Genomic DNA, 24872 nt, shown 5'->3' on the forward strand with positions numbered 1-24872 from the left:
TAGAATGAAACACCTATTATTAGCCGTATTGTTTTTATGCTCTTGTTCGGTCATTTGCCAAACCGACAACATTACCTCCCAATTGTATGATACCTATGAGAATTACAAAGAAGGTTCTATTGGGAAGAGACGGATTAAACGAGCAGATATTCAACCATTGATAGACAATTATACGGCAAACGATAAATTTAAGGTTCAAACCGTAGGAAAGTCGATCGGCGGAAAAAAGTTAAGTTTAATTAGTATTGGCTCTGGGGAAACCAATGTATTTCTTTGGTCTCAAATGCATGGTGACGAACCTACAGCGACACAGGCTATATTTGATATTCTGAATTTTTTTGACAGCGCAAATTTTAAAAAAGAACAAGAGGAGATCTTAGCTAATTTAACCATTCATTTTTTACCCATGCTGAACCCAGATGGGGCAGAACTTTTTCAAAGACGTAATCTTTTAGGTATAGATATCAATAGAGATGCCCTACGATTGCAATCGCCCGAATCTAAAACCTTAAAAAGGGTGAGGGACAGTTTAAATGCCGATTTTGGATTCAACCTACATGATCAAAGCACGTACTATAATGCGGAACGAACAGAAAAGCCTGCTACCATTTCTTATTTAGCACCGGCTTATAATTATGAGAAGGATATTAATGAAACGCGTGGCAATGCCATGAAAATTATTGTATTCATGAATGATATTCTTCAAAAGTATGCCCCGGGACAAGTAGGCAGATACAATGATGATTTTGAGCCACGTGCTTTTGGAGATAATATTCAAAAATGGGGGACTAGTACCATTTTAATTGAGTCTGGAGGTTACCCCAATGATATTGAAAAACAGGAAATTAGGAAGCTAAATTACACTTCAATTTTATCGGCCATATATACGATCGCAAAAAAATCTTACGAAACCATTGCTATTGAGAAATATGAGGAAATTCCCGAAAATGACAGAAAGTTGTTTGATCTTAAAATAACAGGAGCAAGTTATAACCTAATGGGTAATACCTACGTTTTGGACCTAGGTATCAATCAAATTGAAGTAGATTACCTGGATCACAATTCATTTTGGTATAGTAGCAGAATATTGGACCAAGGTGATCTTTCTACATATTATGGTTATGAAACCTTAGATGCTGCTGGGTATACCATAAAACAAGCAAAAGTATATCCAAGGACTTTAAATTCTTTTGAAGAGGTAAAGGCTTTGAATTTCAATGATATTTTAAAACAGGGGTTTGGTTATGTGCGTTTATCAACGTTTCCTGCAAAGCGCATTAATTCGCCATTTCCTGTGCACTTGATTGGTGCAAAATACAATGTTCCTGAATTGAACTTATCACCCGGAATAAATCCTACGTTCTTTTTGGAAAAAGATGGTGTTACGGAATATGCGGTCATTAACGGATTTTTGGTCAACTTAAAAAAGACCGATATCAATGTACCCAATAGTATGATTTTTAGATAAAGGTCATACCATTAATGGAATAAAAAAAGGGAAGCAAATGCTTCCCTTTTTTACATATATAGATTTTGTGCTTTACATAGCATCTTCTGCATCTAAAAGTGCAAAAAACTTATCTAAGTTTGGCAAAATAACAATCTTAGTTCTTCTGTTCATTGCCATGTGCTCTTTAGTATCGTTCTCTACCAATGGTAAGTAGCTACTTCTACCAGAAGCAATTAATTGAGAAGGATCTACGTCATATTCTTTCTGTAATTTACGTACAATTGAAGTAGCACGCTTTACACTTAAATCCCAGTTATCTGTAACCATAGGAGTGTTAATGGTTCTAGAATCTGTATGACCTTCTACCATAACTTCCATACTTGGCTCTGACTTAATAACATCCGCCAATTTTTTAAGAATATTGTCAGCTTTGTTACTTACTCTATAACTAGCTGTATTGAACAATAACTCATCAGAAATATTGATCATAACCACAGTTTTATCAATACTAACATCAATATCTTCTCCCTCTTCAGAGATAGACTGCTTTAATTTGTAAGAAACTGCCAAGTTCATTGAATCTTGTAATGTTTTAGCACCAGCTAATTTTGCAGGGTCAACATTTTTCAATGTATTTCTCATTTTAGCCTTTGTGTTGTTGCTCATTACAGCTACATCGTCCACACTTGTAAACTGGCTATCGTTCATTTCCTTTAAAGAGTTTATTTTATTATTGTACTCTTCAACACGAGCTTCAATACGTGTCATTTGAGCTTGCAACTCTTCTTTTTCTACTTGTGTTTTCTGTAGGGTACTTTGGGTTTGAGATAAGTTATCTTCTAATGCAACATATTTCTTTTTTGAAACACATGAAGTTAAAAGCGCTACAGATACTATAGTAACTAAGGATAATCTTTTCATTTTGTTCTTTTTAATTAATATTAGTTTAATCGTTTTTATATACGGCTTAAACAGAATTACGGATGTTTAAATTTTTAACTCAATCCGTTTTTCCCTGTAAAATACGTCTACAACAAAATGATTATCAATATGTTGTTCATTTCGGTTAAGAGCAAAAAAAAGAAGCATTTACATGCTTCTTTTTACTTTTCGTAGGTGTTATATCTATTCGCAACCTCCGGTAAATCCGTTTGCACTAAACTTGGTTTGTACCGCTCCTTGTCTAGATCCTGTATTGATCTGTATAGCTAAGTTATTTTCACCGCTACCATCTCTTTTAGGGCTACAATATTCGAATAAATAGAAACTATTGGCTCTTTCAGAAACCTTTTCGGAGATATCTCTAAATGTTGTTTCCAGCTCATCTTTGTTGGTAGCAAAAACACTAGCCGTTTTACCAACAGCTGTTAGAACTTCAGTGTCAATTTCAGCACCAAGCCCAATACTAAAGAAGGAAATATTCGCATTTGCCTCATTAACTTTTTTCAGGGCAGCACTTTCTGTATAACGTGATGCTTGATCGGTACCATCAGTAAATATCACAACTGATGCAGCTCCGATTTTACCATCAGCCGTAGAAACCTTTACTAAGTCCGATGCAATATCGGTCGATTTGATAACGGCTCCATATAAGTCTGTTGAAGGGTCATTACTGATATCATCTGTTATACCCTCAATGGCATCTTTTAATTCAGTTTTTGAAGGAGTAAGCTCATTTAATAAATGTAATTCATCCTCACCATCAAACCAGTAGATAGCCATTTTTACAGATTCTTGTGTAGTAGCAGGCATTACAGCGTCAACAAAACTAGTTGAAGCTAATTTTAGCTCTTCTAGACTACTGCTCAATACACTATTACTTAAATCAAGTACCAATAAGGTATTGTTCGAGAAAATTTGTGAATTTGGAGAAATACGTGCCGATGATTCTGAAGTTGAAATGGTATTAAAACAATCATCATTTCTACCTTGCTCATAAATAGTGAACTGGTCTGCCGTTAACCCAGGTAAAGGGTTTCCATTGGTATCGGATACTTTGAAAAATACTGAAACTTTACCTGGCAATGTGGTATATTGATCTTGTATGGATAATACGAGCTCACCTTCTTCCAAACCTAAACATTCATCAACTTCCGTTCCTTCTCCCAGTCCGTCTCCAGTGTTCAAAATCATGCTTACATCATCATCTGCGTTACCACAAGAAACAAGTAGGGTAACCATAAAAAACACACTAAAGGTTTTTAAAAAATTTTTCATATTCAATTATTACGGGTTCAACTAGCAGAACGCACAAAGTTTATTTAAATTATAGCGAATAATAAAATTAATGTTAAAGATTGTTAAAGCTTACCCACTTAAAGCCTTTAAATTCTACAAGACCTATATTTTGTTAGGCTTAAGCACATAACGCTTCATAATATAAATTATAATTTCACTACATTAGAAGATGTAAAATGCAATGGATGACCCACGAGTTCAAAAGGATATTTAAAGAGTATAGACAAGCCAAAGCTTCTGGTTTAAAATGTGTTTTGGTCACAGTAGTAGATTTAGACGGTTCTTCTTATCGTAGACCCGGTGTTCGTATGCTTATACGCGAAGACCATGTTATGATCGGTGCGGTAAGTGGTGGTTGTGTTGAGAAAGAAGTGTTGTTTCAGGCACAATCGGTATTTAAAAACAATTGCTCAAAACTAATGACGTATGATGGCAGGTATAGATTAGGCTGTGAAGGAATACTTTATTTGTTATTGGAACCATTTGAGCCAAACGAAACTTGTTTGCATGCATTTGACCAGGTAATTAAGGATAGAAAATCATTTCAATTAGTTACATCTTACGAAAGAACTTATGGGGAACTTAAAGGATTCGGTACTTTTATCAACATAAATGCTACTAATTATGCTTTTAACATGCTAACCGAAAGGCAAACAGAAGCGCTGCATTTTTCTCAGGTTATGGCTCCTTGCCAACGACTTTTGTTAATTGGTGGTGAACATGACGCCGTCCAGCTTTCCCAATTTGGTTTAGGCATGGGCTGGGAGGTAAGTGTTGCCGTTACCCCTAAAGAAGATAAAACCCTAGAGGATTTTCCAGGTATTGATTCCATATTAATCTATGAACCAGAAGATTTTCCAGTAGATATCATAGATAGTAATACTGCCGTATTACTAATGACCCATAGCTATGTAAAAGATTTGAAATACCTAATATCTTTAAAAAACTGTAATCCTGCGTATTTGGGAGTATTGGGTCCGGCAAGGCGAAGAGAAAATCTATTATCGGAATTATTGGAACATGACATGGATATAGATATCAGTTTTGTTGAACGTATTCATGGTCCTGCAGGGTTGAATATAGGTGCCGAAACACCACAGGAAATAGCAATATCGATTTTAGCGGAGATTTTAACGGTAATCAGAAAAACCGAACCTATGATGCTAAAAGATAAGTTGAAAGAAATTCATCATTAATATGGCTATGAAGATTGCTGCATTGATTATGGCCGCAGGTGCCTCAAGAAGAATGGAAGGCATTAAACAACTTATGCCCTGGAAAGACTCTAATTTTCTAGTTGAAACTATAAAAACTGTTCAAAAATCTGATGCCACAAGTGTTAACGTTGTTCTAGGTTCCAATGCGGATCTTATCGTATCTACCTGTCAATTAACTGAAATGAATATAAACGTATTCACCAATACCCATTGGGATAAGGGTTTAGGTAATAGTATAGCACACGGTGTTCAATCATTACTAAAGCAACATGAACCATATAATGGTATTTTAATTTGTTTGGCAGATCAGCCCTTACTTGAACACCAACATTTAAACAATTTAATTGACCAATTTGAAAAAAACACCTCTAAAATTATAGCTACGGATTATAATGCAAAAGCAGGTGTTCCTGTATTGTTCCCTACATTGCACTTTAAGGCATTGTCTCAACTAGATGGTGATTTTGGGGCAAAAGACTATTTGAATAAACATACCAACAACATCATCTCCGTAAATGCAGCAAGGCAAATAATAGATATTGATACCACTAGAGAATACGAACAGTTAATGGCAGAAGCCAAAAAAACACATATTTAGCAAATGACCCAACTTAAGAACATTATTTTAATTACTATTTTGGCCGTAGTTACATCACCTAGCTTTGCCCAAGAAATGGGCTTTGAAGAATACAATCCAACATCTACATTAGTTGTACCGGGAACAGAGATTACAAAAGCAAAATTCCCGTTCATTGATGTTCATAGCCATCAAAGAGATATGTCCGTAGAAGCCTTAAATGGTTTAATTACCCACATGGATGCCATGAACGAAGCCATTATGGTAAACTTAAGTGGTAGATCGGGCAAAAGCTTAAAAGAAAAAATCGATAATATCAATAAAAGTTATCCCAATAGATTTGTAGTATTTGCCAATGTTGATTTTGAAGGAGCAAAAGATATGGCATGGGGCGAACAAGCTGCAGCTCAATTAGAACAAGACATAAAGAATGGCGCTAAAGGACTAAAAATATTTAAAAGCTTAGGACTGAGAAATAAAGATGCCAATGGCAACCGATTGGCCATTGACGACCCTCGCTTAGATCCCATTTGGGCCAAATGTGCCCAAATGGGCGTTCCAGTATTAATACACGCGGCTGATCCCAAATCTTTTTGGGATGATATGGATGCAGATAATGAACGTTGGCTAGAGCTAAAAACCCATCCTAGAAGAAAACGTACGGCAACAGATCCCGCCCCGTTTGAACAGATTATTCAAGAACAGCACAATGTATTTAAAAAACACCCTAATACTAAATTTATTAATGCCCACATGGGTTGGCACGCAAATAACTTAGAAAAACTAGGTGAATTATTAGATGAAATGCCAAACATGAATGTTGGGATATCTGCTGTAATAGCCGAGTTAGGAAGACAGCCACAACATGCAAGAGCTTTTTTTATCAAATATCAAGACAGGGTATTATTTGGAAAAGACAGTTGGAAGCCCAAAGAATTTCCGACGTATTTTAGGGTGCTTGAAAGCAATGACGAGTATTTTCCCTACTACAAGAAATACCATGCTTTTTGGGCAATGTACGGATTAAACTTACCCGATGAAGTGTTAAGGAAATTGTACTACCAAAACGCTCTAAACCTTATTCCTGGTTTAGATACTTCTTTGTTCGAAGAGTAAAATCTATACCTTTTTGAGTTCAACGGTTTCTTTTACAACAGGAATATCATCTACATTTTGAAAAATGCCACATGAAACTTGTTTCTTGACCAAGCTTTGTGTGCTTTTTCTTTTTGTCAATGCTTCTATCTCAGGATTTAAAAACTGCATATCACGTATTTTTTAATAAAACGTACATATGTACCTCATGTTGTATGCGTTAGAATTAATTTACCCTATTTTAAAAAAGAATTTACCTGAAAGTGTGACAAATGGGAAAATCAACATACTAATGGGGAAATAAGTTTTAAGAGATGCAGAAAGAAGCGGTCTTCACAAATTTAATACGAGAACATCAAGGACTTTTGTATAAGGTGACTTCAATTTATACTGATAATAAGGAAGACCAAGAAGATCTTTTTCAAGAAGTGGTATTTCAACTTTGGAAATATTTTGATTCGTTTCGTAATGATGTTAAAATAACAACTTGGATGTATCGCGTGGCAATGAATACATCTATCACATTTATAAAAAAGAAAAAGAGACGACCAGATTCCGTTTCAGTTGCTGAAGTCTTTATTAACGAATCTGATACCCATAATGAAGTTTTTGAAGAACGATTACGGTTACTTTATCAGCATCTAAAACACCTGAATACATTAGAAAAGGGACTCATTTTTCTATTGCTAGAAGGCAAAAGTTATAATGAAATAGCACAAATTACGGGCTTGAGTGCAAGTAATGTGGGTACAAAAATATCTCGAGTAAAGAAAAAGTTAAAAACGAACATGACAAATAAATAAATCATGGAAATAGAAGAACTACAATCTGCTTGGACAAAAATGAGCGATAAATTAGATCAACAAAAAAAATTAACGAACAAAATCATATTAGACATGACAAAACAGAAATATCAGAACAAATTCACTACCATTACCAAATATGAATCTTTAGGCGCATTGGTATGTTTCGCAATCGCATTATTTGTAATCTTTAACTTTAACAAATTAGATACTTGGTATTTGCAGGCATGTGGGGCATTTACGCTCTTGTTTTTAATTGTATTGCCGGTTTCAGTGTTATCAACCCTTAAAAAAATCAAGAATATCGATATTCTAAATGGATCTTACACAGAGAATCTTAAAGTTTACGTGCATACAAAAAATAGATTGCTCAGGTTGCAACAGATCGGAATTGTGGTTGGTTTTATTGGCTTGTTTTTCATTGTGCCGGTAACCTCAAAAATAATTTCCAACAAGAACGTTTTTCTAAATAGTTTAAAAACGGAACAAATTATTACTTTGACTATAACATTAGTTGCTATGGCTTTTTTCTGTAATTGGGCATACAAAGGGTATAAAAAGATTACAAGGTCTGCACAAGAGCTTTTACAGGATTTGGAGTAAGCGAATTATTCGGTAAGCTTCTTTTGAATATAATTTAAAATCAGCATCCAATTCATTTTTAGTAGGAGAGAGGCGGTTGGTACGTTATCATCGGCAATGGCAGAAATAATGGCTTCATGCTGATTGTCAGATTTATTATAAAAAAAATCGTTATTGGTGAAAGCATGCTCATAGAAAAAAAGACGAGTTTTGAGGTCATTTAGTATTTTGAGCGCTAACTCGTTTTTGTATCCTTTGGTAAGTAATCTATGAAATTCCAAATCGGCTTGAATTCTATCAAGGGCATTGGTGGCATTTTCAAAAACTTCTTGTTGCGCTTTCAATTTAATTATATGCTCTTCATTAAACTCTGAGTTTTCAATAGCCATAACCTCTAAATTGGCTACCAATTCATAGAGATCTTCAGCTTCCTCTACATCTAGTTCAGCTATAATAAACCCTCTATTTGGCACAGCTTTAATTATCCTTGACTGCTGTAATTGTGTAAGCGCTTCACGTATTGGGGTAACACTCACTTTTAAATGTCTTGACAAGGCTGCTAAATTGATTGTTTTTCCGGTCTTAAGATTACCTGTAATCATTTCGGAAAGTAAATAATCTTGTACTTGGTCCCTTAAATTCATTCTAACAATCATGTTTCAAATATAATATATCGTATACGATTAAAACTAATGTTTAGTTTCATTATTGCCATTCATTACACTTACTAGCTGCTAATGTGTAACATAGCCATACTATACAGACTGTTTTTTCGTTTTATCCACACAACCCTACAAATAAACAAACATGAAAAATCTAACATCTTATTTAAAAAAAGGAATTCTACTTACGGGAGTATTGTGCATGGCATATAGCTGTAGTGATGACGACACTACCGCCCAGGAGGTAACACTATCCCAAACAGAACTTAAAGCAGTTCTAGAAACCGATGAAATTATTGGTGATATTGATCTTGCTTTATTTGAGCTATCTTCTAACGACAGCAGTACCGGCAAAACTTCAAATAATGATTGCTACAGTGCAGTATATTCAGACACGGGCTATGTTGCAACATTCAATAATTGTGTATTGAACGGAACTGATAATGTTAATGGTACTTTAAGCGTCACTTATGACCAACAAGGAGAAACGGGTTCTTTTACAGCTAGTTATGTTGACTTTTATGTAGGAGAAATTAAAATAAATGGAACCAGGTCCTTCACGTTCAGCACAAATTCAGATGATAGCGCTATAACTTTTGAGGTTACTAGCGATATGACTCTAGAAATGGAAGATGGTTCTATAATTGCTGACAGCGGAACCAAATCTACCACTATTGCATTCAATGATAGTAGTACGTATAGTATTGAAGGTAATTGGACCGTAGTTTTTGAAGGTAATACCTATAATGTAAACGTAAACAGTGCATTAACAAGTGAATTATCTTGTGCTTATGTTTCTAGCGGAGATATGGATGTTTCTAAAAACGGACTCTCAGTAAATGTACATTTTGGTGATGGCACTTGTGATGATATTGCAACACTTACATACCCTAATGGAGTAGAGGAAGAAATTACTTTAGAGGATTAAATAAAATAATGAAAATGAAAAGGGATAAGACTTTTAGGTCTTATCCTTTTTTTTTTTAGCTAACTCAAAAAATTCTTAATGTGTAAACTGTCTACTTGCTACCCATTGCACTCTTTTACTGGTTTTAAAGCTTGAAAAGAATGTGTTTCTCCTTGTTTCCGTTGGTGTATTTCTGATAAAAGTTCTCATGATGTTCGTTTTTAGATCTGGTGAATAGTCAGATTGATTAATGATCGATTGTTTTTTGATGTGATGTGTGATGAATATTAATGAGTAAACTGTCTACTTGCTACCCATTGCACTCTTTTACTGGCTTTAAAGCTTGAAAAGAAAGTGTTTCTTCTTGTTTCCGTTGGTGTATTTCTGATAAAAGTTCTCATGATGTTCGTTTTTAGATCTGGTGATTAGTCAGATTGATTAATGATCGATTGTTTTTTGAAGTGATGTGTGATGAATATTAATGAGTAAACTGTCTACTTGCTACCCATTGCACTCTTTTACTGGTTTTAAAGCTTGAAAAGAATGTGTTTCTCCTTGTTTCCGTTGGTGTATTTCTGATAAAAGTTCTCATGATGTTCGTTTTTAGATCTGGTGATTAGTCAGATTGATTAATGATCGATTGTTTTTTTGATTTGATGTGTGATAAATGTTAATGTGTAAACTGTCTACTTGCTACCCATTGTACGCGCTTACTATTTCTAAAAGCGGTGAAAAAAACATTTCGTCTAGATTCTGTTGGTGTATTTTTAATAAAAGTTCTCATGATATATTGTTTTTAATTAATGAATAATAATTCTGTTATACTTACAAGACGACCATAAATATATTTTGTTACAGTACTATGCATAAAAAGGTACTATTTTTAACAAATTAAACTTTTGAAAATAATATAAAAACCTGATATACAATATTTTATATTATTTCCTAAAAATTAAATTTTAACAAAATATTGAATAAAATAAAATAACGGTTTATTAGAATTAAGAATTATAAGGTTCTAAAATGGAAAAAGACTAGGCGTAATGTATCTTAATATTGAAATTAATCTTAAGTCTTTCAAAACTTTGATAGTTTGAGAGCTACGAATGCTAAATAATTGAAATACAAATCATATCTTTGTAGAACTTTAGAGGGATGCAACTAATATCTGCAATGACCTTACAACAAATGACATCGTAGTTAACCCATAAGCTTTCCTTCGGTTATCAACGTCACTACGTATTTCAACCCCTTTACAGTAAAATCTATTATTATCATTAAAATTACGAATGGCAAAATCGCAACAAACATTTAATAAAACTGAAAAAGAAAAAAAACGCTTAAAGAAGCGTGAAGAGAAGAAGAAAAAAATGCTAGCCCGTAAAGCGGCAGCAAAAGAAAATGGTACTTCGGGTATTCCTCTTGCTTATGTAGATTTCAATGGAAATTTGGTAGACACTCCGCCAGATCCAGCAATGAAGGTTGAAATAGAAGCAGAAGACATTGTATTAGGTATACCAAAGAAAGAAGAAGGTGATGTTGAAGAATTTGATCCAGTAAGAAACGGTAAAGTTTCTTTCTTTGATACCACTAAAGGATTTGGTTTCATTATCGATGCTGAAAACAACGAGAAATATTTTGTTCACGTTAGCGGATTGATTGATGAAATCATGGAAAACGACAAGGTTTCTTACGAGTTAGAAAAAGGCATGAAAGGCATGAACGCCGTTCGTGTTAAAAAAATCTAACATTCTCAATAACATTCAATGGCAAAAATGCAGCGTAATACCTTATTGGTGATTCTGTCATTTTTTGCCATTTATTTTATTTGGGGCTCTACCTATTTATGGAATAAAATTGCCGTAACTGAACTACCCGCATTTATGCTTGCAGGAATTAGATTTGTTACTGCCGGTAGTTTAATTTTTATCATCTCAAAATTTTTGGGTTTACCCTTAAAAATTTCCAAACAAGAATTCAAAAATACTTTCATAGCAGGTTTTCTATTTCTAACCTTTGGAAATGGGGTAGTAGTATGGGCATTAAAGTTCGTAGATAGCGGGTTTGCAGCGTTAGAAGTTTCTGCCCAACCCTTGGTGGTATTATTAATGATGCGGATATTACAGGGCAAAAAAATACAACCAATGTCTATCATTGGTGTTATTTTGGGCATTATAGGTATATTTTTATTGGTAGGTCAAAAAGAGATCATAGCTCAAGAAGGTGCTGTACTAGGAATGATACTAATTTTTATCTGTATGCTAAGCTGGTCTTACGGTAGTTTGTTTGTTGGTAAGGCCGTACTACCTAAAAATTTCTTTGTAAATACCGGGTATCAAATGCTAACTAGTGGTCTTTCGTTAATGATTATAAGTACATTCCTGGGTGAAAAATGGTCTTCACCACTTACCTGGAGTACTCCGGTAATCTGGTCCATGCTACTTTTAATAATCTTTGGTAGTATTATTACATTTACTGCATTTAATTACTTGTTAAGAATTGTTTCCCCAGACAAGGTGGCTACATCAACTTATGTTAACCCCATTGTTGCAATGATACTTGGTTGGTATTTCTTGAACGAGAATATCACCTTGCAATCAGCCATAGCCTCTGTAGTTTTATTAACGGGAGTATACTTTATAAACACCAAAAAAAGTTTGACCATTCTATCTCGCTTTTCAGGTAAGCGAATTCCTAAGAAGATAATAGAGTAGGGGTAATCTTTAAAACTTGGGACGGATTCATTTGACCTAAAGAGATATCACCTATTCTTATACGTACCAAACGTACCGTAGGGAAACCTACCGCAGCAGTCATTTTTCGTATTTGTCTGTATTTACCTTCCTTGATTACCATACTGATCCATGATGTTGGTCTATGTCTACCAATGCGCAAAGCAGCACTTGCTTCTGGTAATATTGGTTCTTCTTTTAAGTAATCCACATCACACGGTAAAGTTTCATACTTTTTACCGAACAACCCTATGACCACACCTTTAGATAATTTATCTATAGCGTCAGTTGTTACTAAACCATCCAATTGCACCAAATACTGTTTTTCTATTCCTGATCTATTGATGTCGTCACTCCATTTTCCATCTGTGGTCATCAGTAACAAACCTTCAGACTTCTCATCAAGCCTACCCACAGGCATTGTTCCTTCAGGAAAATCAGAAAGTTCACTTAAAAAGCGTTTTTTTCGAAGTTGACGGTCTTCTCCTGAAGTTAATTGACTTAACATGCCAAAAGGTTTATAAACCTTAAAATGGAAATGTTCCATTAAATTTCTGCCTTACAATTAATATTAGTTACAAATGGTCGCAAAAGATACCCTTTTTAACCCATGAATTAGTAATAAACTAGCGAGATTGTTACCTTTGCACACTCCAGAGAAGATTTTATGCAAGAGACAGTTTTTGAACTACAGGACAGAAAGACAGATAAAGAACTTTACAGCTACCAACAAGGAGCAATTCAACAAATATTTGACAAGTTCGATTCAGAACGAGATGATTACCACCTTCTATACCAATTACCAACGGGTGGTGGTAAAACCGTAATTTTCTCAGAAATTGTTCGCCAGTACCTTAAGAACCATAACAAGAAGGTTTTGGTTATGACACACCGTATAGAGTTATGTAACCAAACTTCTACCATGCTTACAAGTTTTGGTGTTGTAAACAAGGTTGTGAACAGTAAGGCAAACCTTGATGACCAAGAGCGTTATAGCTGTTATGTTGCCATGGTTGAAACACTGAACAATAGGTTGAACGATGATCAGTTGGATATTTCTGATGTTGGTTTGGTCATTATTGATGAGGCTCACTATAATTCTTTTACCAAACTTTTTAAGTTCTTTGAAAATTCGTTCGTACTTGGAGTAACGGCAACTCCGTTAAGTTCTAACAAGGATTTGCCAATGAACAAGAACTATGATGAACTTATACCTGGTGAAACCATAGAAAATCTTATTGCCAATGACTTTTTGGCAAGAGCAGAGGTATTTCATTATGACATGGGATTAACTTCATTGGAAATTGGTTCTAACGGTGATTATACCGTTAAGTCATCTGCAGATCTTTATACAAGCCCGGCAATGTTGAGCAAGCTTTTAGAAGCTTACACCAAACATTCAAAAGGTAAAAAGACTTTAATTTTCAATAACGGTATTGAAACCTCTATACAAGTTTACCATACCTTTCAAGCTGCAGGTTTAAATATTATGCACCTTGATAATACCGCAACAAAAAAGCAGCGAAAACAAATTTTAAAATGGTTTAAAGAAACACCGGATGCCATATTAACTTCGGTTAGTATTTTAACCACTGGTTTTGATGAACCTACAATTGATACTATTATATTGAACAGGGCTACAAAATCTCTTACGCTTTACTATCAAATGATCGGTAGGGGATCTAGGGTCTTGAACAATAAATCCAAATTCACCGTAATCGACTTAGGTAACAACCTATATCGTTTTGGACCTTGGGGCGCAGATTTAGATTGGGGTGCAATTTTTAAATCGCCCAATTTCTACATGGATCGCATACGTGATGACGAAGATATTGAGAGCGATTTTAAACTTGAACTTTCAGATGAAGTCAAAGCTGAGTTCAAAAACTCCAAAGAGACCTATTTCGATATTAAGGAAACTTATGAAACTGCAACATTTGCAGGGGAATCTTCTAAAGTAGTTCTTGAACGATCTATAGCTCAACACGCATACATTTGTATTGAAAACAGTGAAGATGTCTATGATGCCATAGCATTGGCAAAGCTATTAAAAGAAGATATTGATAATAGAATTCACGTTTACGGAAAATGTATTAGCAAAAGCACCTATAACTTTTTAAGTTGGCTAAAAGATGATTATCAAAAGAAACTAAATGCTTATTTACGTGAGAATTTTGATTCTGTTTTTGAAGATATACATGGTCACCCGCCAGAAGATTAAAATAATAACTTATAAAAAAGGGCTATTCGTAAGAATAGCCCTTTTTCATTGCAAAACTTAACCTTATTCTACGATAAGACTATATTGTGGCGTTGGATTTAATGGGCAGAAATATACGTATTCACCTTTTTCTAATTTAGTTTCTTTAGAATGACCAACCGTGTTGTTCTTAACCGCAGCAGTTACGTATGCAGTTTGAATGTGGTTCTCTGGTTTTGAAGCATCTTTTCCTTTTTTTACTAAAACCAAACCTACATCTTTACCCACATTATTGTTGGCAACGTCAAAAATATAAGTGCCTTCGCTAACAGTGATAGATTTTTGGGTGAACTCCCCTGTTGTTTGCTCTAAGGCAATTTTCTTAACTGGCTGTTTCATCATTTTGTCTTGTGCATTTGCGTTAAATGAAAATGCCAATACGATAACTAAAATTGATAATACTCTTTTCATGTTTTTAAAATTTAGTGTGGGTTTCCCCGCTTTAATGATTAATAATTATTATTTATAATTGTTTATAAAGATGGTGCTACAGGAAAATCAACCGGAACCTGTGTAGTACTGTGTATGTAGTTGGAAATTGTTTTATCACCAACCAATGATATTGTATCTATTAAATTGGCTTTTGTATAACCTGCCGCAAAATATTCGTTCAATACGTCCTCGTCAGTGCGGCCTCTATTTTCAGTAATATTCTTCGCTAATTTTGCAAGTGCATTTAATTTAGTGTCAAAAGAGGCTTTTCCTGCTCTAAGCTCTAAAATTTGTTCATCTGTAAAACCGTTCATTTTACCAATGGCTGTATGTGCCGATAAACAGTAAATACAATTGTTAACTTGGCTTACCGCTAAATTGACAACTTCTTTCTCCTTAGCTGATAATGAAGTTTTGGCATTTGCAAAATTCAAGTAGTTTTCTAATGCGGTATCACTATTGGCATATGTGGCATATAAATTAGGAACAAAGCCCAATGCTTTTTCCAAATTATCGAAAATACCTTGATTTTTCTCGCTTACTTCTTCTCTTGTTGGTACATTAAATGTGCTCATATTATTATTTTTTTAAATTGAATTTATTATGTTATTAATCTTGTACAAAGGTAAATTGGTGAAGTAGTTATGGTCATGCTTGAAATTCCCATTGACATGTCAATTTTTCCCTCAAAGCAATGAATTGAATACTCGGCCCAGTTTTGAGGAATTATCAGAATCACAATAATAGTCCGATAAATGATTGTGCTTATAATGCTCTTTCACATTGATTGCATTAGACGCATCTATCCTTTTAGATGTAAATATTTCTATTAAATTAAAAATTGATTTGTGTTTTAAGTTCATGTCTTTACTGTTTTAATTCTACAGTACAAAGAACATCTTTAAGTGAAACTTAAAACGGGCTATTTCACCCTAGTAGTTGTCAATTTTTCCCTAAACGGCTTTTGCCAGTTGTTTCTTAAATTGAGAAGGAGAGAGGCTTGTCAATTTTTTAAATAGCCTACTTAGATGAGATGCATCTTCAAAACCAATTTCATAAGCAATTTCCTTTGCTGTTTTATCGGTATAAATAAGTAGTCTTTTAGCCTCAAGAACTATACGTTCATGTATTATTTGTAAAGGAGTAGTATTGAATTTTGCAAAAGTATTTGAAAGGGTCTTAGGGGATTTAAATAACTTATCCGCGTAAAAAGAGACTGAATGCTGCTCTTTAAAATGGGCTTCTACCAACAAATTAAATGACCTTAGCAAATCTAGCTTTACATCATTGGCAGCACTTCCAAATCCTTCTTTTGCCTTAAGTAGCCTTGTGCTCATTATCATAAAACGAGCCATAAGCATGCGTAGCATTTCGGCTTGTATCGTATCTTCCGTATTTAATTCATCCACAAAAACCTCATGAAGGGTATTAAACTTTCGTTGTTCATTTTCTCCTAAATCTATTAATGGAAAATGTGCATTGCTAAAAAATAACAACCCAGCACAACTTACTTCTTGGTCATGGTCTTTAATGCAATAAAACTCTCTATTGAACTGATAAACAATTAAATCTTTACCCTCAACAAAATGAATAAATTGAATTGGTGTCAAGGCAAGCAGACTATGTTCTGAAATGATATATGGTATGCCATCTACCTCAATAGTGGCTTTATTACTTGTAGTTCTAATAAAAATATAGAGTCCGGCTTGTTTTGGTTTTACGTAATTCTCCAACAAAACTTCGTTACCAATTTTTAGTAATCCGCCAGTACTAAAATCCTTAAACACTTCTTGCATGAAGTCTTGGTCTTAAAAAAGGTTGATACATTACACTGGTAATGCATCAACCTTTTCAAAAATATAGAAATAGCACTTCTTTAAAACCTCACAGAAACCTTTCCTCTTAGGTAAAACGGAGTACCAGGAGTAAAATGAATTTCCTCTACAGATGCAGTTTCATTGAACAATCTGCTTTCTGTAGCAAATTGGGTCTCGTTCCACTCAGTATCAAATAAGTTTTCTACGATTACACCAACCGTCCAGTTTTTAATACTGTAGTTCAGGTTTAAGTCTGTTACAAAATAGCCTTCTGCAACAATACTATTGTCTTCGTTCGCAGCCCTATCGCCCAAATATCTATAATTCAAATTCCCAGAAAAATTGCCTAAATCGGTAATTGATAGTCCGCCTACTGCCGTGAAATCGGGTGCTAGGGGAATATAGTCTTCACCACTCGTTTCTTCTGTACTTCTTGCATAGGTGTAGTTGACGTCACTATATAGATACAACCAATTCAATACTTGATAACGACCACCAAGCTCAAGTCCTAACCTACGAGTCTTGCCGCTTGGCTCAACAATACCAGCGTCACCTACATAAACAAATTCCTGATCTAATAAAAGCCCCCATAAGGTAGCGTTCAGCACAAGTTTATCCGTAGGTTTAATAATAGTACCTAAATCTGCACCGTAAGCGGTTGGCAATATATCCCTACCTTCATTTGCAGTGACTACTCGAGTATCATTAGAATGAAATCCAAGACCCGTTTTCAAAAAAACTTGCCAATTTCTATTTACGGTATACAATGTATTTAGTTTTGGACTCACTTTTGCCTTACTTTCACTTTTATTATCATAAAGCTCGCTTAGTTTGTTTTCATAATCGAAGTTGAAATAATCTAAGCGTACAGAAGGATTAAAAGTCCAATTACCTGTTTTATATTCCCCGTCAACAAATCCGTAAAAATTGGTTTCATCTACATCGCCAAAAGCAAACTGCTCAAGGGTGGTTTTTCTGTTTAATGTATGTGACAGCGTTACATCATCTACATTGTCATACCTAAACCCACCACCTGCAGAATACTTAAAAGTATCATCTTTACCCACAGCAATGTTAATCTGTTCAAAAATAGTTTCGGCACCCATAATGGTTCTATCTTCAAACTGACGAATTTGATCTCCGTTGACCGGATCATCCAAAAAGAATGTAAAATTCGAAAACAACTCAAAATCATATTTACTTACAAAAGCCCTTGTTTTCAAAAATTGGTCTTCACCCAAGAATTTAACATGGTTCAACATTAAGTTGGTTCTACTGGTTTGCCCACCTTCAGTATCATCAATTGCACCAAATCTACCTATTAGTTTTTGATCTACCGCTCTTTCAGGTATTTGACCAGAAGCATCCCATTTACTTTGAAAATGCGAAGCGGTCAAAGTCAATTCTTCATTTCCTATATCTTTATAATTATAGCGTCCTAAAATATTAATTCTATTAAAGTTTTGAGGAGAATCAAAAGGTCCGTCCGTAAGATAGACTTCAGAAGCTAAATAAGCATTGCTTTTACTACTTTCCAAAACTTTAAAAAGTCCAACAAATCTATTGGTATTGAACTGTCCGGATTCATAAGAAACCATACTTTGATCTATACTTTTCTTAAGGCTTAAATCAACATATCCGGCAGTATTAAAATTTCCTTTATCCGCATAATACAAACCTTTTCCAAAATTTATATTATTAATGGTTTCAGGAATAACAAAGTGTAGATCGGCATAACCTTGCCCATGCGCATGCGAAACCATGTTTACCGGCATACCATCAACACTAATGGCTACATCCGTTCCATGATCTATGTCAAATCCTCTTAAAAATATTTGCTCGGCCTTACCACCACCTGCATGCTGTCCTATTAATAATCCAGGAACTTTACGTAAAATCTCTTGTGAAGATTTAACCGGATCGTTCTGTACATCAATGTTCACTATTCTGCTCATAGCATCAACTTTTGATACTACTACCACCTGATCCAAATTTATGCTAGACTCCTCTAAAGCAATTTGCACTCCTTCATTAACATGTTGGGGCTGTATGACCAATACATAAGTTTTATATCCTAGGTTAGAAAAGTAAACCGAATCGTTCACTGTTGTTGAAAGAAGTGAGAAAGATCCTGATAAATTGGTATGGCTATGTTGCCCGGTCGTCTGATTAAAAATACCAACATTTTCTAATGCAAGACCTTCTTTATCCGTTACTTTTCCCTTTAGGTTTTGTGCTGTCGCACTGGATGTTACACCAAATATCATAATTAGGCTCAACAGTTTTAAAGCCCTTTTACTGCTAGAATTCATAAAGTTGTTTTTAGAAAGATTGTTTTCAACGATACTTACGACAAAAAACAAGGAAGGTTTTAATTATTTATAGAAAGGCAAAAATAATGGTTATATAAAGTTCTGCAACCTAATTACGCTTTATGACATTTTTTTCACGATAAGAGTTAACTTATTCTATGAATAAAACAAAACTTTGAGGAGGATTTAAACACTATTAGAAATTAGTTTTATGAAAAAACAAGCATTGTTAATACCGTACAATAAGAATATAGCATTAGATAATAGAATTGTTATGGCCCCTATGACCAGAAGCAGGGCCACAAATGAAGAAAATAAACCAACAGAAGATTTACATGTGCCGTATTATAAACAAAGGGCATCTGCCGGATTGATCATTACAGAAGGCTCACAAGTTTCTAAACAGGCGGTTGGCTATGTGAATACGCCTGGCATCTACTCTCAAGAGCAGGTAGAGGCGTGGAGCAAAGTCACTAAAGAAGTTCATGATAATGGAGGAAAGATTTTTATTCAGTTATGGCATGTTGGGCGTATGTCTCACCCAGATTTTCATGATGGCGATTTACCTTTAGCACCTTCTGCAATTAACCCCAATGCAAAAAGCTACACCCCTAATGGTTTTAAAGATACCGTAACCCCTAAAGCAATGAGCATTGATGAAATAAAACAAACGGTCAGTGACTTTAAAAATGCCGCAAAAAATGCAATAGATGCAGGTTTTGATGGTGTAGAAATACATTCATCTAACGGATACTTGTTTCATCAATTTTTTAACGGTACATCTAATCATAGAACAGACGAATATGGAGGAAACATTGAAAATAGAACTCGGTTCTTTTTTGAAGTTTTGGATGCCATAAAAGAAGTGGTGCCCCAACAAAAAATAGGAGCAAGATTTAATCCTTCTTTAGATGGCTTGTTTGGTATTACAATGGACGAGGAAACCATACCAACTTTTGAATACATCATAAAAAGGTTAAATGATTATGATCTAGCCTACATTCATTTGTCCGAGCCCTTTACAGATGTTTCTAACATACCCTATGCAGTACAGCATATTGCCGCGCATTTTAGACCATTGTATACCGGTACATTAATGATAAACTCTAATTTTGACAGAGAATCTGGCAATAAAATAATTGAGGACGGCAATGCCGATTTGGTTGCCTTTGGCAAACTATTTATATCTAACCCAGATTTGGTAGAGCGATTCAAGAATAATTATGAACTATCCGAATGGAATGAAGATACATTTTACACACCGGGTAAAGAAGGATATCTTGATTACCCAACATACAAGGAAAGTAACATCACTGTTTAGAAAACAAATTAGCCCCATAACAAAAAAAGCAGCCTAAACGGCTGCTTTTCTTTTTTAAACTATATGGTCCGTATTTTGTTCTAAATCTTCATTTTCCGCACCTCCCTGGCTGTACAATTGGTTCTCTTCATCTTTTAAAGAATTTTCAGATTTGCTTTGCGGCAGTTTCCTCCCTGGCACATCTAAATCCTTACCAGCAAAATCGACTTTTCGGTCTCTATCCGTGAGCTGACTATCATCGCCATTATCCGTTCTTGTGTTTTTAGTTTTTTCTCCCAGAGCCTGTAAATCATCCGTGGTAACATCAGAATTATAGGTTGACTTTTTATCTTCAGTTTTCATATATAACATTTTAATAATTGAAATGGTAAGCTACTACTTACATCCACTATTTATTAACACAAATGCCTTTTATCCTTGCTTTATTATTTAACAGGTATTTTAATATAGACTGTGGGTATTGCATCAATATTTTTGGTTAACGAATTAATACAAATAGGGCATTTTAATCACCTTGCAAGAAAACAAATTGAAATGGAAAATGTATTAGTTGCCGGTGCTAACGGTACTACTGGAAAGAAAATAGTTACACTTTTAAAAAACTCTCAATATTTTGAACCTATTGCAATGGTCAGGAAAAAAGAACAGCAGGAGCAATTTGAGAAAGAGAATATTAAAACGGTTTTGGGTGATTTGGAAAAAGATGTATCACACACCGTAAAAGATATGGACAAAGTCATTTTTGCTGCAGGTTCAGGAGGAAAAAAAGTAGTTGAAGTTGACCAGGAAGGTGCTAAAAATTTAATTGACGCCTCAAAAAACGCGAACATTAAGAAATTTGTAATGCTAAGTTCTATGGGAGCAGATAATCCTGAACAAGCCGAAAATCTAAAGGATTATTTAAAAGCGAAACACAATGCTGATGAATATCTAAAATCTGCCAATATAATGCATACCATAGTAAGACCAGGTTCATTAACCAATGATGCTGGTACAGGTAAAATTGAATTGCAAGATAAATTGAACAAAAAAGGATCGGTAACAAGAGATGATGTTGCGCAAACTCTAGTAAGATCATTACATGACGATGCGGCCATTAACAGAACTTTTGAAATTATAGAGGGCGATACGCTAATTTCTAAAGCAATGGATGCCAATTCATAAAAAAAATAAGTAGGTGGTTGTAAAAAGTCAATCTTAATTCTTTTTAAGGTTGGCTTTTTTATTGGCACTGCCAAAGGATATAATACCCTTAAGCTTGCCTCGAATTTAAAAGTTTGATTCCTTTAAGTACCTCATGGGCTTGCCCTGAGGAGTTTTACTCTTAATAACCTTTATACAACCATGCAAACATTATATAACTTGAAGAGGTTACGTATCTTCGTATAAAAACCAAATATTCTGAACATGAAAAAAACGTTTTTAAAAAGTATAGCAGTACTAGCTATATTGCTTTCCATACAGTCTTGTAAAGAAAATAAAAAAGAAAACACCACCACTACCAATAATGATGTGGAACTTGACAGTACAGATCTAGCCTTGTTAGAACTTAATTTGCCAGAAGGGTTTCAAATTGAAGTTTATGCCAGGGGAGTAGATGGTGCAAGATCAATGGCTATGGGTGATAATGGCACTTTGTTTGTTGGTACTAGAACAGAAAATACCGTCTACGCCATACAAGATACCAACGGTGATTTTAAAGCTGACAATATTATGGTTTTAGATACCATGGAAGTACCAAATGGAATAGCCATGAGAAATGGAGACTTATATGTAGCACAGGTAGGTAGTTTGTGGAAATATCCCAATATAGAAAATCAACTAGGAAATACGCTTGAAAAAGAGTTGATCTATGATGACTACCCAACGGAATTTCATCACGGATGGAAGTATATTGCTTTTGGTCCAGATGACAAATTATATGTGCCAGTTGGTGCTCCTTGTAATATTTGTAATCGTACCGAAGAAGATGAGCGTTTTGCGACAATAACCAGAATGGACCCTGATGGAAGCAATCGTGAAATTTATGCCAGAGGAGTAAGGAATTCAGTTGGTTTTACTTGGCACCCCGATACAAAACAAATGTGGTTTACAGATAACGGACGTGATATGCTAGGTGATGATATACCGCCATGCGAATTAAATACCGTTACCGAAGCCGGGCAACATTTTGGATACCCTTTTTGCCACGGGGGCATTGTTAAAGATCCTGAATTCGGAGATTTACACCCTTGTTCAGATTTTGTTGATCCCGCCTTACAACTAGATGCACATGTGGCTCCATTAGGAATCAAGTTTTACACTGGCAATATGTTTCCAGCTGACTACAAAGGAAAAGCATTTATTGCAGAACATGGTTCTTGGAACAGAAGCAAAAAAGTTGGATATAGAATCATGATGGTCGATATTGAAGATGGCGAAGCAGTAAACAGTGAGCCGTTTATAGATGGTTGGTTAGATGAAGCTGAACAAAAAGCAACAGGCAGACCGGTAGACTTATTACTATTAAAAGATGGTTCAATGTTGATTTCAGATGATTATGGAGATGCTATTTATCGTGTTTCATATAATGAGACCGCATTGGCCAACAACTAAATACTATATAGGTTTTTATATAAAAAGCAGTCGTTTTCGGCTGCTTTTTAATTTTACACATACCTTATTTCGCTACCTATGTATTATATTTATATTATAGGTCCATACCAATAAAACATCATACCATGAATAGTTTAAGTTCGCGTAGAACATTTTTAAAGCAAACAGGGGTTCTATCCGTTAGCTCCATACTTCCGTTATCCGTTCTTCCGGTACATTACAAGTATAAAATGGGACTACAATTATTCACTATTAGAGATGCCATGGCCAAAGATCCTTTAGGAAGCATAAAATATGCTAGGTCCTTAGGTTATGAAGATGGAGAAATTTATGGGTACAACGGTGATAATGACACGTATTATGGCATAAATTCAAAAGAGTTTAAAAAACAGCTAGATAGTTTGGATTTTACTATTTCTAGTGGCCATTATGATTTTTCCAGTCGCTTTAATGAGCCTATTGATGTTTTAAAAAAATATGTGGACCAGTGCATTATTGGTTCTAAAAATTTAAACAGCAAATACATTACCTGGCCTTGGCTTGCCCCGGAATATAGAACTATCGAGAATTTTAAAGTACTGACAGATAAGTTAAACATCATAGGAGAACAAGTATCCAATGCAGGTTTACAATTTGCCTATCATAACCACGATTTTGAATTTACGGACCATAATGGTGAACAGGGCTATGATATTATCCTATCCGGTACAGACCCAAATTTGGTAAAATTACAAATGGATATGTATTGGGTAGAACATTCATCAAATAAAAGTATTCATGAATTGATCAAAGAAAATCAAGGTAGATATGTCATGTGGCATATTAAGGATATGGACAAAGTAACGCGCGACTATTCTGAAATGGGTAACGGTTCTATTGATTACAAGAATATATTATCATCCATAGAACAGAAAGATTTACAATACTATTATATTGAGCAAGGTGGTAATTTTGCAAAAAATTCAATGCAAAGTATTACAGACAGTGCCATATATTTTAAAAAACATCTGCAACGCTACCTTTAATCAATGGCATATCCAAACAAGGTTTATTTAAACGGAAATATTGTAGATGCAGAGGAAGCAAAAATATCTGTATTCGACCGCGGATTTATTTTTGGTGACGGATTGTACGAAGTTATGGTACAGATCAATGGCTCTTTCTTCTACGAGAAAGAACATTTAGAACGGCTACAATACGGTTTACAAGCAATCAACATAGATTTTAATGCAGCCTTTCTTAAGAAAGAAATACCCAAATTATTACATGCTGCTCAGCTGACAGCTATTGACTGTATGTTGTATATACAGATTACTAGGGGAGTAGCTCCAAGGCAACACTCTTTTCCGCAACAATGTCAACCTACTGTAATGATGTATGCCATACCAAAAGTATTACCTGTTATCAATGAAATTAATGCCAAGGTAATAACCAGAAAAGATTTTAGATGGTCTCGCTGTGATATTAAAATGACCTCACTTTTAGGCAACGTTATGCTTAATGAAGAAGCTATGCAGCATGAATGCTACGAAACTATTTTACATAGAAACGGAGTTTATACAGAAGCTTCGCATAGCAATGTATTCTTTGTTAAAGAAGGCGCGGTTTATACACATAAGGCAAATGAACATATTCTTAACGGAATTACAAGGATAGTGGTCATTGAACTTTGTAATTCGCTAGGCATACCTTTAAAAGAAGAAGCTATTTCAGTTGAAGAAATTGAACATATTGATGAAGCCTTCTTAACAGGAACCAGTACCCAAATAGTCTCAATTCAACAGATTGATGATAAATTACTATACTCAGAAAATGAAAAAGGCCCCATTACAAAAAAACTGCAAGAGGCCTTTTTAAAACTTAAGTAGTTAA

General features: G+C 34.7%; 25 protein-coding genes. 15 read left to right on the top strand and 10 right to left on the bottom strand.

All coding sequences use genetic code 11. The features are described 5' to 3' along the window. Positions 1–4: 4 nt before the first annotated feature. Positions 5–1468 (top strand): M14 metallopeptidase family protein, encoded by a 1464-nt coding sequence (locus CSC80_RS14585; protein ID WP_099192777.1) that lies wholly within the window; start codon positions 5–7, stop codon positions 1466–1468. Between the two features lie 72 nt (positions 1469–1540). Here CSC80_RS14585 and CSC80_RS14590 read toward each other — a convergent pair whose 3' ends face one another. Beyond that, complete coding sequence (locus tag CSC80_RS14590) at positions 1541–2371, bottom strand: OmpA family protein (protein ID WP_058102708.1); 831 nt, start codon at positions 2369–2371, stop codon at positions 1541–1543. A 204-nt stretch (positions 2372–2575) separates the two neighbouring features. Further along, entirely contained in the window at positions 2576–3667 is a 1092-nt protein-coding gene (locus CSC80_RS14595) for a VWA domain-containing protein (protein WP_099192780.1), read from the bottom strand. A 206-nt stretch (positions 3668–3873) separates the two neighbouring features. On the opposite strand from CSC80_RS14595, the gene CSC80_RS14600 reads away from it, so the two are divergent. From CSC80_RS14600 to CSC80_RS14610, 3 genes are read left to right on the top strand one after another with little or no spacing between them, the layout of a single operon-like run. Then, a complete protein-coding gene (locus tag CSC80_RS14600) occupies positions 3874–4884 on the top strand; it encodes an XdhC family protein (RefSeq protein ID WP_099192782.1) in 1011 nt (336 codons plus the stop codon). Between the two features lies 1 nt (position 4885). Continuing rightward, positions 4886–5503 carry a nucleotidyltransferase family protein gene (locus tag CSC80_RS14605; protein ID WP_099192784.1) on the top strand — a complete coding sequence of 206 codons (618 nt, stop codon included), beginning with the start codon at positions 4886–4888 and terminating at the stop codon, positions 5501–5503. 3 nt (positions 5504–5506) lie between these two features. Next, positions 5507–6598, top strand: coding sequence for an amidohydrolase family protein (locus CSC80_RS14610; protein WP_099192786.1), 1092 nt, complete (start codon positions 5507–5509; stop codon positions 6596–6598). Positions 6599–6601: 3 nt separating this feature from the next. On the opposite strand, the gene CSC80_RS19515 is transcribed toward CSC80_RS14610, so the two are convergent. Further along, the gene (locus tag CSC80_RS19515; protein WP_180268626.1) at positions 6602–6748 is read right to left on the bottom strand and encodes a hypothetical protein; all 147 of its coding nucleotides are present in this window, start codon (positions 6746–6748) and stop codon (positions 6602–6604) included. A gap of 143 nt (positions 6749–6891) precedes the next feature. Between CSC80_RS19515 and CSC80_RS14615 the strand changes: the two genes are divergently transcribed. Together CSC80_RS14615 and CSC80_RS14620 are read left to right on the top strand one after the other, a co-directional pair. Next, a complete protein-coding gene (locus tag CSC80_RS14615; RefSeq protein ID WP_099192788.1) occupies positions 6892–7380 on the top strand; it encodes a sigma-70 family RNA polymerase sigma factor in 489 nt (162 codons plus the stop codon). A 3-nt stretch (positions 7381–7383) separates the two neighbouring features. Further along, positions 7384–7983, top strand: a complete 600-nt coding sequence (locus CSC80_RS14620) for a hypothetical protein (RefSeq protein WP_099192790.1) — start codon at positions 7384–7386, stop codon at positions 7981–7983. A gap of 5 nt (positions 7984–7988) precedes the next feature. On the opposite strand, the gene CSC80_RS14625 is transcribed toward CSC80_RS14620, so the two are convergent. Then, entirely contained in the window at positions 7989–8606 is a 618-nt protein-coding gene (locus CSC80_RS14625; protein WP_236973406.1) for a GntR family transcriptional regulator, read from the bottom strand. Between the two features lie 163 nt (positions 8607–8769). On the opposite strand from CSC80_RS14625, the gene CSC80_RS14630 reads away from it, so the two are divergent. From CSC80_RS14630 to CSC80_RS14640, 3 genes are all read left to right on the top strand, one after another. After that, entirely contained in the window at positions 8770–9552 is a 783-nt protein-coding gene (locus tag CSC80_RS14630) for a hypothetical protein (RefSeq protein WP_099192794.1), read from the top strand. Positions 9553–10820: 1268 nt separating this feature from the next. Further along, the gene (locus CSC80_RS14635) at positions 10821–11279 is read left to right on the top strand and encodes a cold shock domain-containing protein (protein WP_036154395.1); all 459 of its coding nucleotides are present in this window, start codon (positions 10821–10823) and stop codon (positions 11277–11279) included. Positions 11280–11297: 18 nt separating this feature from the next. After that, positions 11298–12245: an EamA family transporter gene (locus CSC80_RS14640; protein WP_099192796.1), complete on the top strand. Its 948-nt coding sequence runs from the start codon at positions 11298–11300 to the stop codon at positions 12243–12245. On the opposite strand, the gene CSC80_RS14645 is transcribed toward CSC80_RS14640, so the two are convergent. Continuing rightward, the gene (locus CSC80_RS14645; RefSeq protein ID WP_099192798.1) at positions 12226–12810 is read right to left on the bottom strand and encodes a pseudouridine synthase; all 585 of its coding nucleotides are present in this window, start codon (positions 12808–12810) and stop codon (positions 12226–12228) included. The genes CSC80_RS14640 and CSC80_RS14645 overlap by 20 nt on opposite strands. 120 nt (positions 12811–12930) lie before the next feature. On the opposite strand from CSC80_RS14645, the gene CSC80_RS14650 reads away from it, so the two are divergent. Continuing rightward, on the top strand, positions 12931–14484 hold the full coding sequence (locus CSC80_RS14650; protein WP_058102719.1) for a DEAD/DEAH box helicase: 1554 nt from the start codon (positions 12931–12933) through the stop codon (positions 14482–14484). 63 nt (positions 14485–14547) lie between these two features. Here CSC80_RS14650 and CSC80_RS14655 read toward each other — a convergent pair whose 3' ends face one another. The 4 genes from CSC80_RS14655 to CSC80_RS14670 form a co-directional block, all read right to left on the bottom strand. Next, entirely contained in the window at positions 14548–14934 is a 387-nt protein-coding gene (locus tag CSC80_RS14655) for a hypothetical protein (protein ID WP_058102720.1), read from the bottom strand. Positions 14935–14996: 62 nt separating this feature from the next. Then, a complete protein-coding gene (locus CSC80_RS14660) occupies positions 14997–15530 on the bottom strand; it encodes a carboxymuconolactone decarboxylase family protein (protein ID WP_099192800.1) in 534 nt (177 codons plus the stop codon). Between the two features lie 378 nt (positions 15531–15908). After that, positions 15909–16751, bottom strand: a complete 843-nt coding sequence (locus tag CSC80_RS14665) for a helix-turn-helix domain-containing protein (RefSeq protein WP_099192803.1) — start codon at positions 16749–16751, stop codon at positions 15909–15911. An 80-nt stretch (positions 16752–16831) separates the two neighbouring features. Beyond that, positions 16832–19084: a TonB-dependent receptor plug domain-containing protein gene (locus tag CSC80_RS14670; RefSeq protein WP_236973407.1), complete on the bottom strand. Its 2253-nt coding sequence runs from the start codon at positions 19082–19084 to the stop codon at positions 16832–16834. A 211-nt stretch (positions 19085–19295) separates the two neighbouring features. Between CSC80_RS14670 and CSC80_RS14675 the strand changes: the two genes are divergently transcribed. Then, positions 19296–20405: an alkene reductase gene (locus CSC80_RS14675; RefSeq protein ID WP_099192807.1), complete on the top strand. Its 1110-nt coding sequence runs from the start codon at positions 19296–19298 to the stop codon at positions 20403–20405. Between the two features lie 54 nt (positions 20406–20459). Here the strand turns inward: CSC80_RS14675 and CSC80_RS14680 are convergent, their stop codons facing one another. Beyond that, positions 20460–20747, bottom strand: a complete 288-nt coding sequence (locus CSC80_RS14680; RefSeq protein WP_058102727.1) for a hypothetical protein — start codon at positions 20745–20747, stop codon at positions 20460–20462. A 192-nt stretch (positions 20748–20939) separates the two neighbouring features. Here CSC80_RS14680 and CSC80_RS14685 point away from each other — a divergent pair, with 192 nt between their 5' ends. The 4 genes from CSC80_RS14685 (at position 20940) to CSC80_RS14700 (ending at position 24868) form a co-directional block, all read left to right on the top strand. Then, positions 20940–21569: an SDR family oxidoreductase gene (locus CSC80_RS14685; RefSeq protein ID WP_099193371.1), complete on the top strand. Its 630-nt coding sequence runs from the start codon at positions 20940–20942 to the stop codon at positions 21567–21569. Between the two features lie 243 nt (positions 21570–21812). After that, positions 21813–23000, top strand: coding sequence for a PQQ-dependent sugar dehydrogenase (locus CSC80_RS14690; RefSeq protein WP_099192811.1), 1188 nt, complete (start codon positions 21813–21815; stop codon positions 22998–23000). 125 nt (positions 23001–23125) lie between these two features. Continuing rightward, the gene (locus CSC80_RS14695) at positions 23126–24025 is read left to right on the top strand and encodes a sugar phosphate isomerase/epimerase (protein ID WP_201796643.1); all 900 of its coding nucleotides are present in this window, start codon (positions 23126–23128) and stop codon (positions 24023–24025) included. A 3-nt stretch (positions 24026–24028) separates the two neighbouring features. Continuing rightward, on the top strand, positions 24029–24868 hold the full coding sequence (locus CSC80_RS14700; protein WP_099192813.1) for an aminotransferase class IV: 840 nt from the start codon (positions 24029–24031) through the stop codon (positions 24866–24868). The last annotated feature ends 4 nt before the right edge of the window (positions 24869–24872 follow it).

The organism is Maribacter sp. 6B07, from assembly GCF_002700155.1.
Taxonomy (GTDB): Bacteria; Bacteroidota; Bacteroidia; order Flavobacteriales; family Flavobacteriaceae; genus Maribacter; species Maribacter dokdonensis.

What these genes read in the sequence shown, in the direction of transcription:
- CSC80_RS14645 (WP_099192798.1), bottom strand. Translation starts at nt 12,810, where the DNA reads ATGGAACATTTCCATTTTAAGGTTTATAAACCTTTTGGCATGTTAAGT.
- CSC80_RS14670 (WP_236973407.1), bottom strand. Translation starts at nt 19,084, where the DNA reads ATGAATTCTAGCAGTAAAAGGGCTTTAAAACTGTTGAGCCTAATTATG.
- CSC80_RS14665 (WP_099192803.1), bottom strand. Translation starts at nt 16,751, where the DNA reads ATGCAAGAAGTGTTTAAGGATTTTAGTACTGGCGGATTACTAAAAATT.
- CSC80_RS14590 (WP_058102708.1), bottom strand. Translation starts at nt 2,371, where the DNA reads ATGAAAAGATTATCCTTAGTTACTATAGTATCTGTAGCGCTTTTAACT.
- CSC80_RS14690 (WP_099192811.1), top strand. Translation starts at nt 21,813, where the DNA reads ATGAAAAAAACGTTTTTAAAAAGTATAGCAGTACTAGCTATATTGCTT.
- CSC80_RS14700 (WP_099192813.1), top strand. Translation starts at nt 24,029, where the DNA reads ATGGCATATCCAAACAAGGTTTATTTAAACGGAAATATTGTAGATGCA.
- CSC80_RS14595 (WP_099192780.1), bottom strand. Translation starts at nt 3,667, where the DNA reads ATGAAAAATTTTTTAAAAACCTTTAGTGTGTTTTTTATGGTTACCCTA.
- CSC80_RS14680 (WP_058102727.1), bottom strand. Translation starts at nt 20,747, where the DNA reads ATGAAAACTGAAGATAAAAAGTCAACCTATAATTCTGATGTTACCACG.
- CSC80_RS14610 (WP_099192786.1), top strand. Translation starts at nt 5,507, where the DNA reads ATGACCCAACTTAAGAACATTATTTTAATTACTATTTTGGCCGTAGTT.
- CSC80_RS14675 (WP_099192807.1), top strand. Translation starts at nt 19,296, where the DNA reads ATGAAAAAACAAGCATTGTTAATACCGTACAATAAGAATATAGCATTA.
- CSC80_RS14630 (WP_099192794.1), top strand. Translation starts at nt 8,770, where the DNA reads ATGAAAAATCTAACATCTTATTTAAAAAAAGGAATTCTACTTACGGGA.
- CSC80_RS14685 (WP_099193371.1), top strand. Translation starts at nt 20,940, where the DNA reads ATGGAAAATGTATTAGTTGCCGGTGCTAACGGTACTACTGGAAAGAAA.
- CSC80_RS14655 (WP_058102720.1), bottom strand. Translation starts at nt 14,934, where the DNA reads ATGAAAAGAGTATTATCAATTTTAGTTATCGTATTGGCATTTTCATTT.
- CSC80_RS14620 (WP_099192790.1), top strand. Translation starts at nt 7,384, where the DNA reads ATGGAAATAGAAGAACTACAATCTGCTTGGACAAAAATGAGCGATAAA.
- CSC80_RS14650 (WP_058102719.1), top strand. Translation starts at nt 12,931, where the DNA reads ATGCAAGAGACAGTTTTTGAACTACAGGACAGAAAGACAGATAAAGAA.
- CSC80_RS14615 (WP_099192788.1), top strand. Translation starts at nt 6,892, where the DNA reads ATGCAGAAAGAAGCGGTCTTCACAAATTTAATACGAGAACATCAAGGA.
- CSC80_RS14635 (WP_036154395.1), top strand. Translation starts at nt 10,821, where the DNA reads ATGGCAAAATCGCAACAAACATTTAATAAAACTGAAAAAGAAAAAAAA.
- CSC80_RS14640 (WP_099192796.1), top strand. Translation starts at nt 11,298, where the DNA reads ATGGCAAAAATGCAGCGTAATACCTTATTGGTGATTCTGTCATTTTTT.
- CSC80_RS14600 (WP_099192782.1), top strand. Translation starts at nt 3,874, where the DNA reads ATGACCCACGAGTTCAAAAGGATATTTAAAGAGTATAGACAAGCCAAA.
- CSC80_RS14660 (WP_099192800.1), bottom strand. Translation starts at nt 15,530, where the DNA reads ATGAGCACATTTAATGTACCAACAAGAGAAGAAGTAAGCGAGAAAAAT.
- CSC80_RS14605 (WP_099192784.1), top strand. Translation starts at nt 4,886, where the DNA reads ATGGCTATGAAGATTGCTGCATTGATTATGGCCGCAGGTGCCTCAAGA.
- CSC80_RS14585 (WP_099192777.1), top strand. Translation starts at nt 5, where the DNA reads ATGAAACACCTATTATTAGCCGTATTGTTTTTATGCTCTTGTTCGGTC.
- CSC80_RS14695 (WP_201796643.1), top strand. Translation starts at nt 23,126, where the DNA reads ATGAATAGTTTAAGTTCGCGTAGAACATTTTTAAAGCAAACAGGGGTT.
- CSC80_RS14625 (WP_236973406.1), bottom strand. Translation starts at nt 8,606, where the DNA reads ATGAATTTAAGGGACCAAGTACAAGATTATTTACTTTCCGAAATGATT.
- CSC80_RS19515 (WP_180268626.1), bottom strand. Translation starts at nt 6,748, where the DNA reads ATGCAGTTTTTAAATCCTGAGATAGAAGCATTGACAAAAAGAAAAAGC.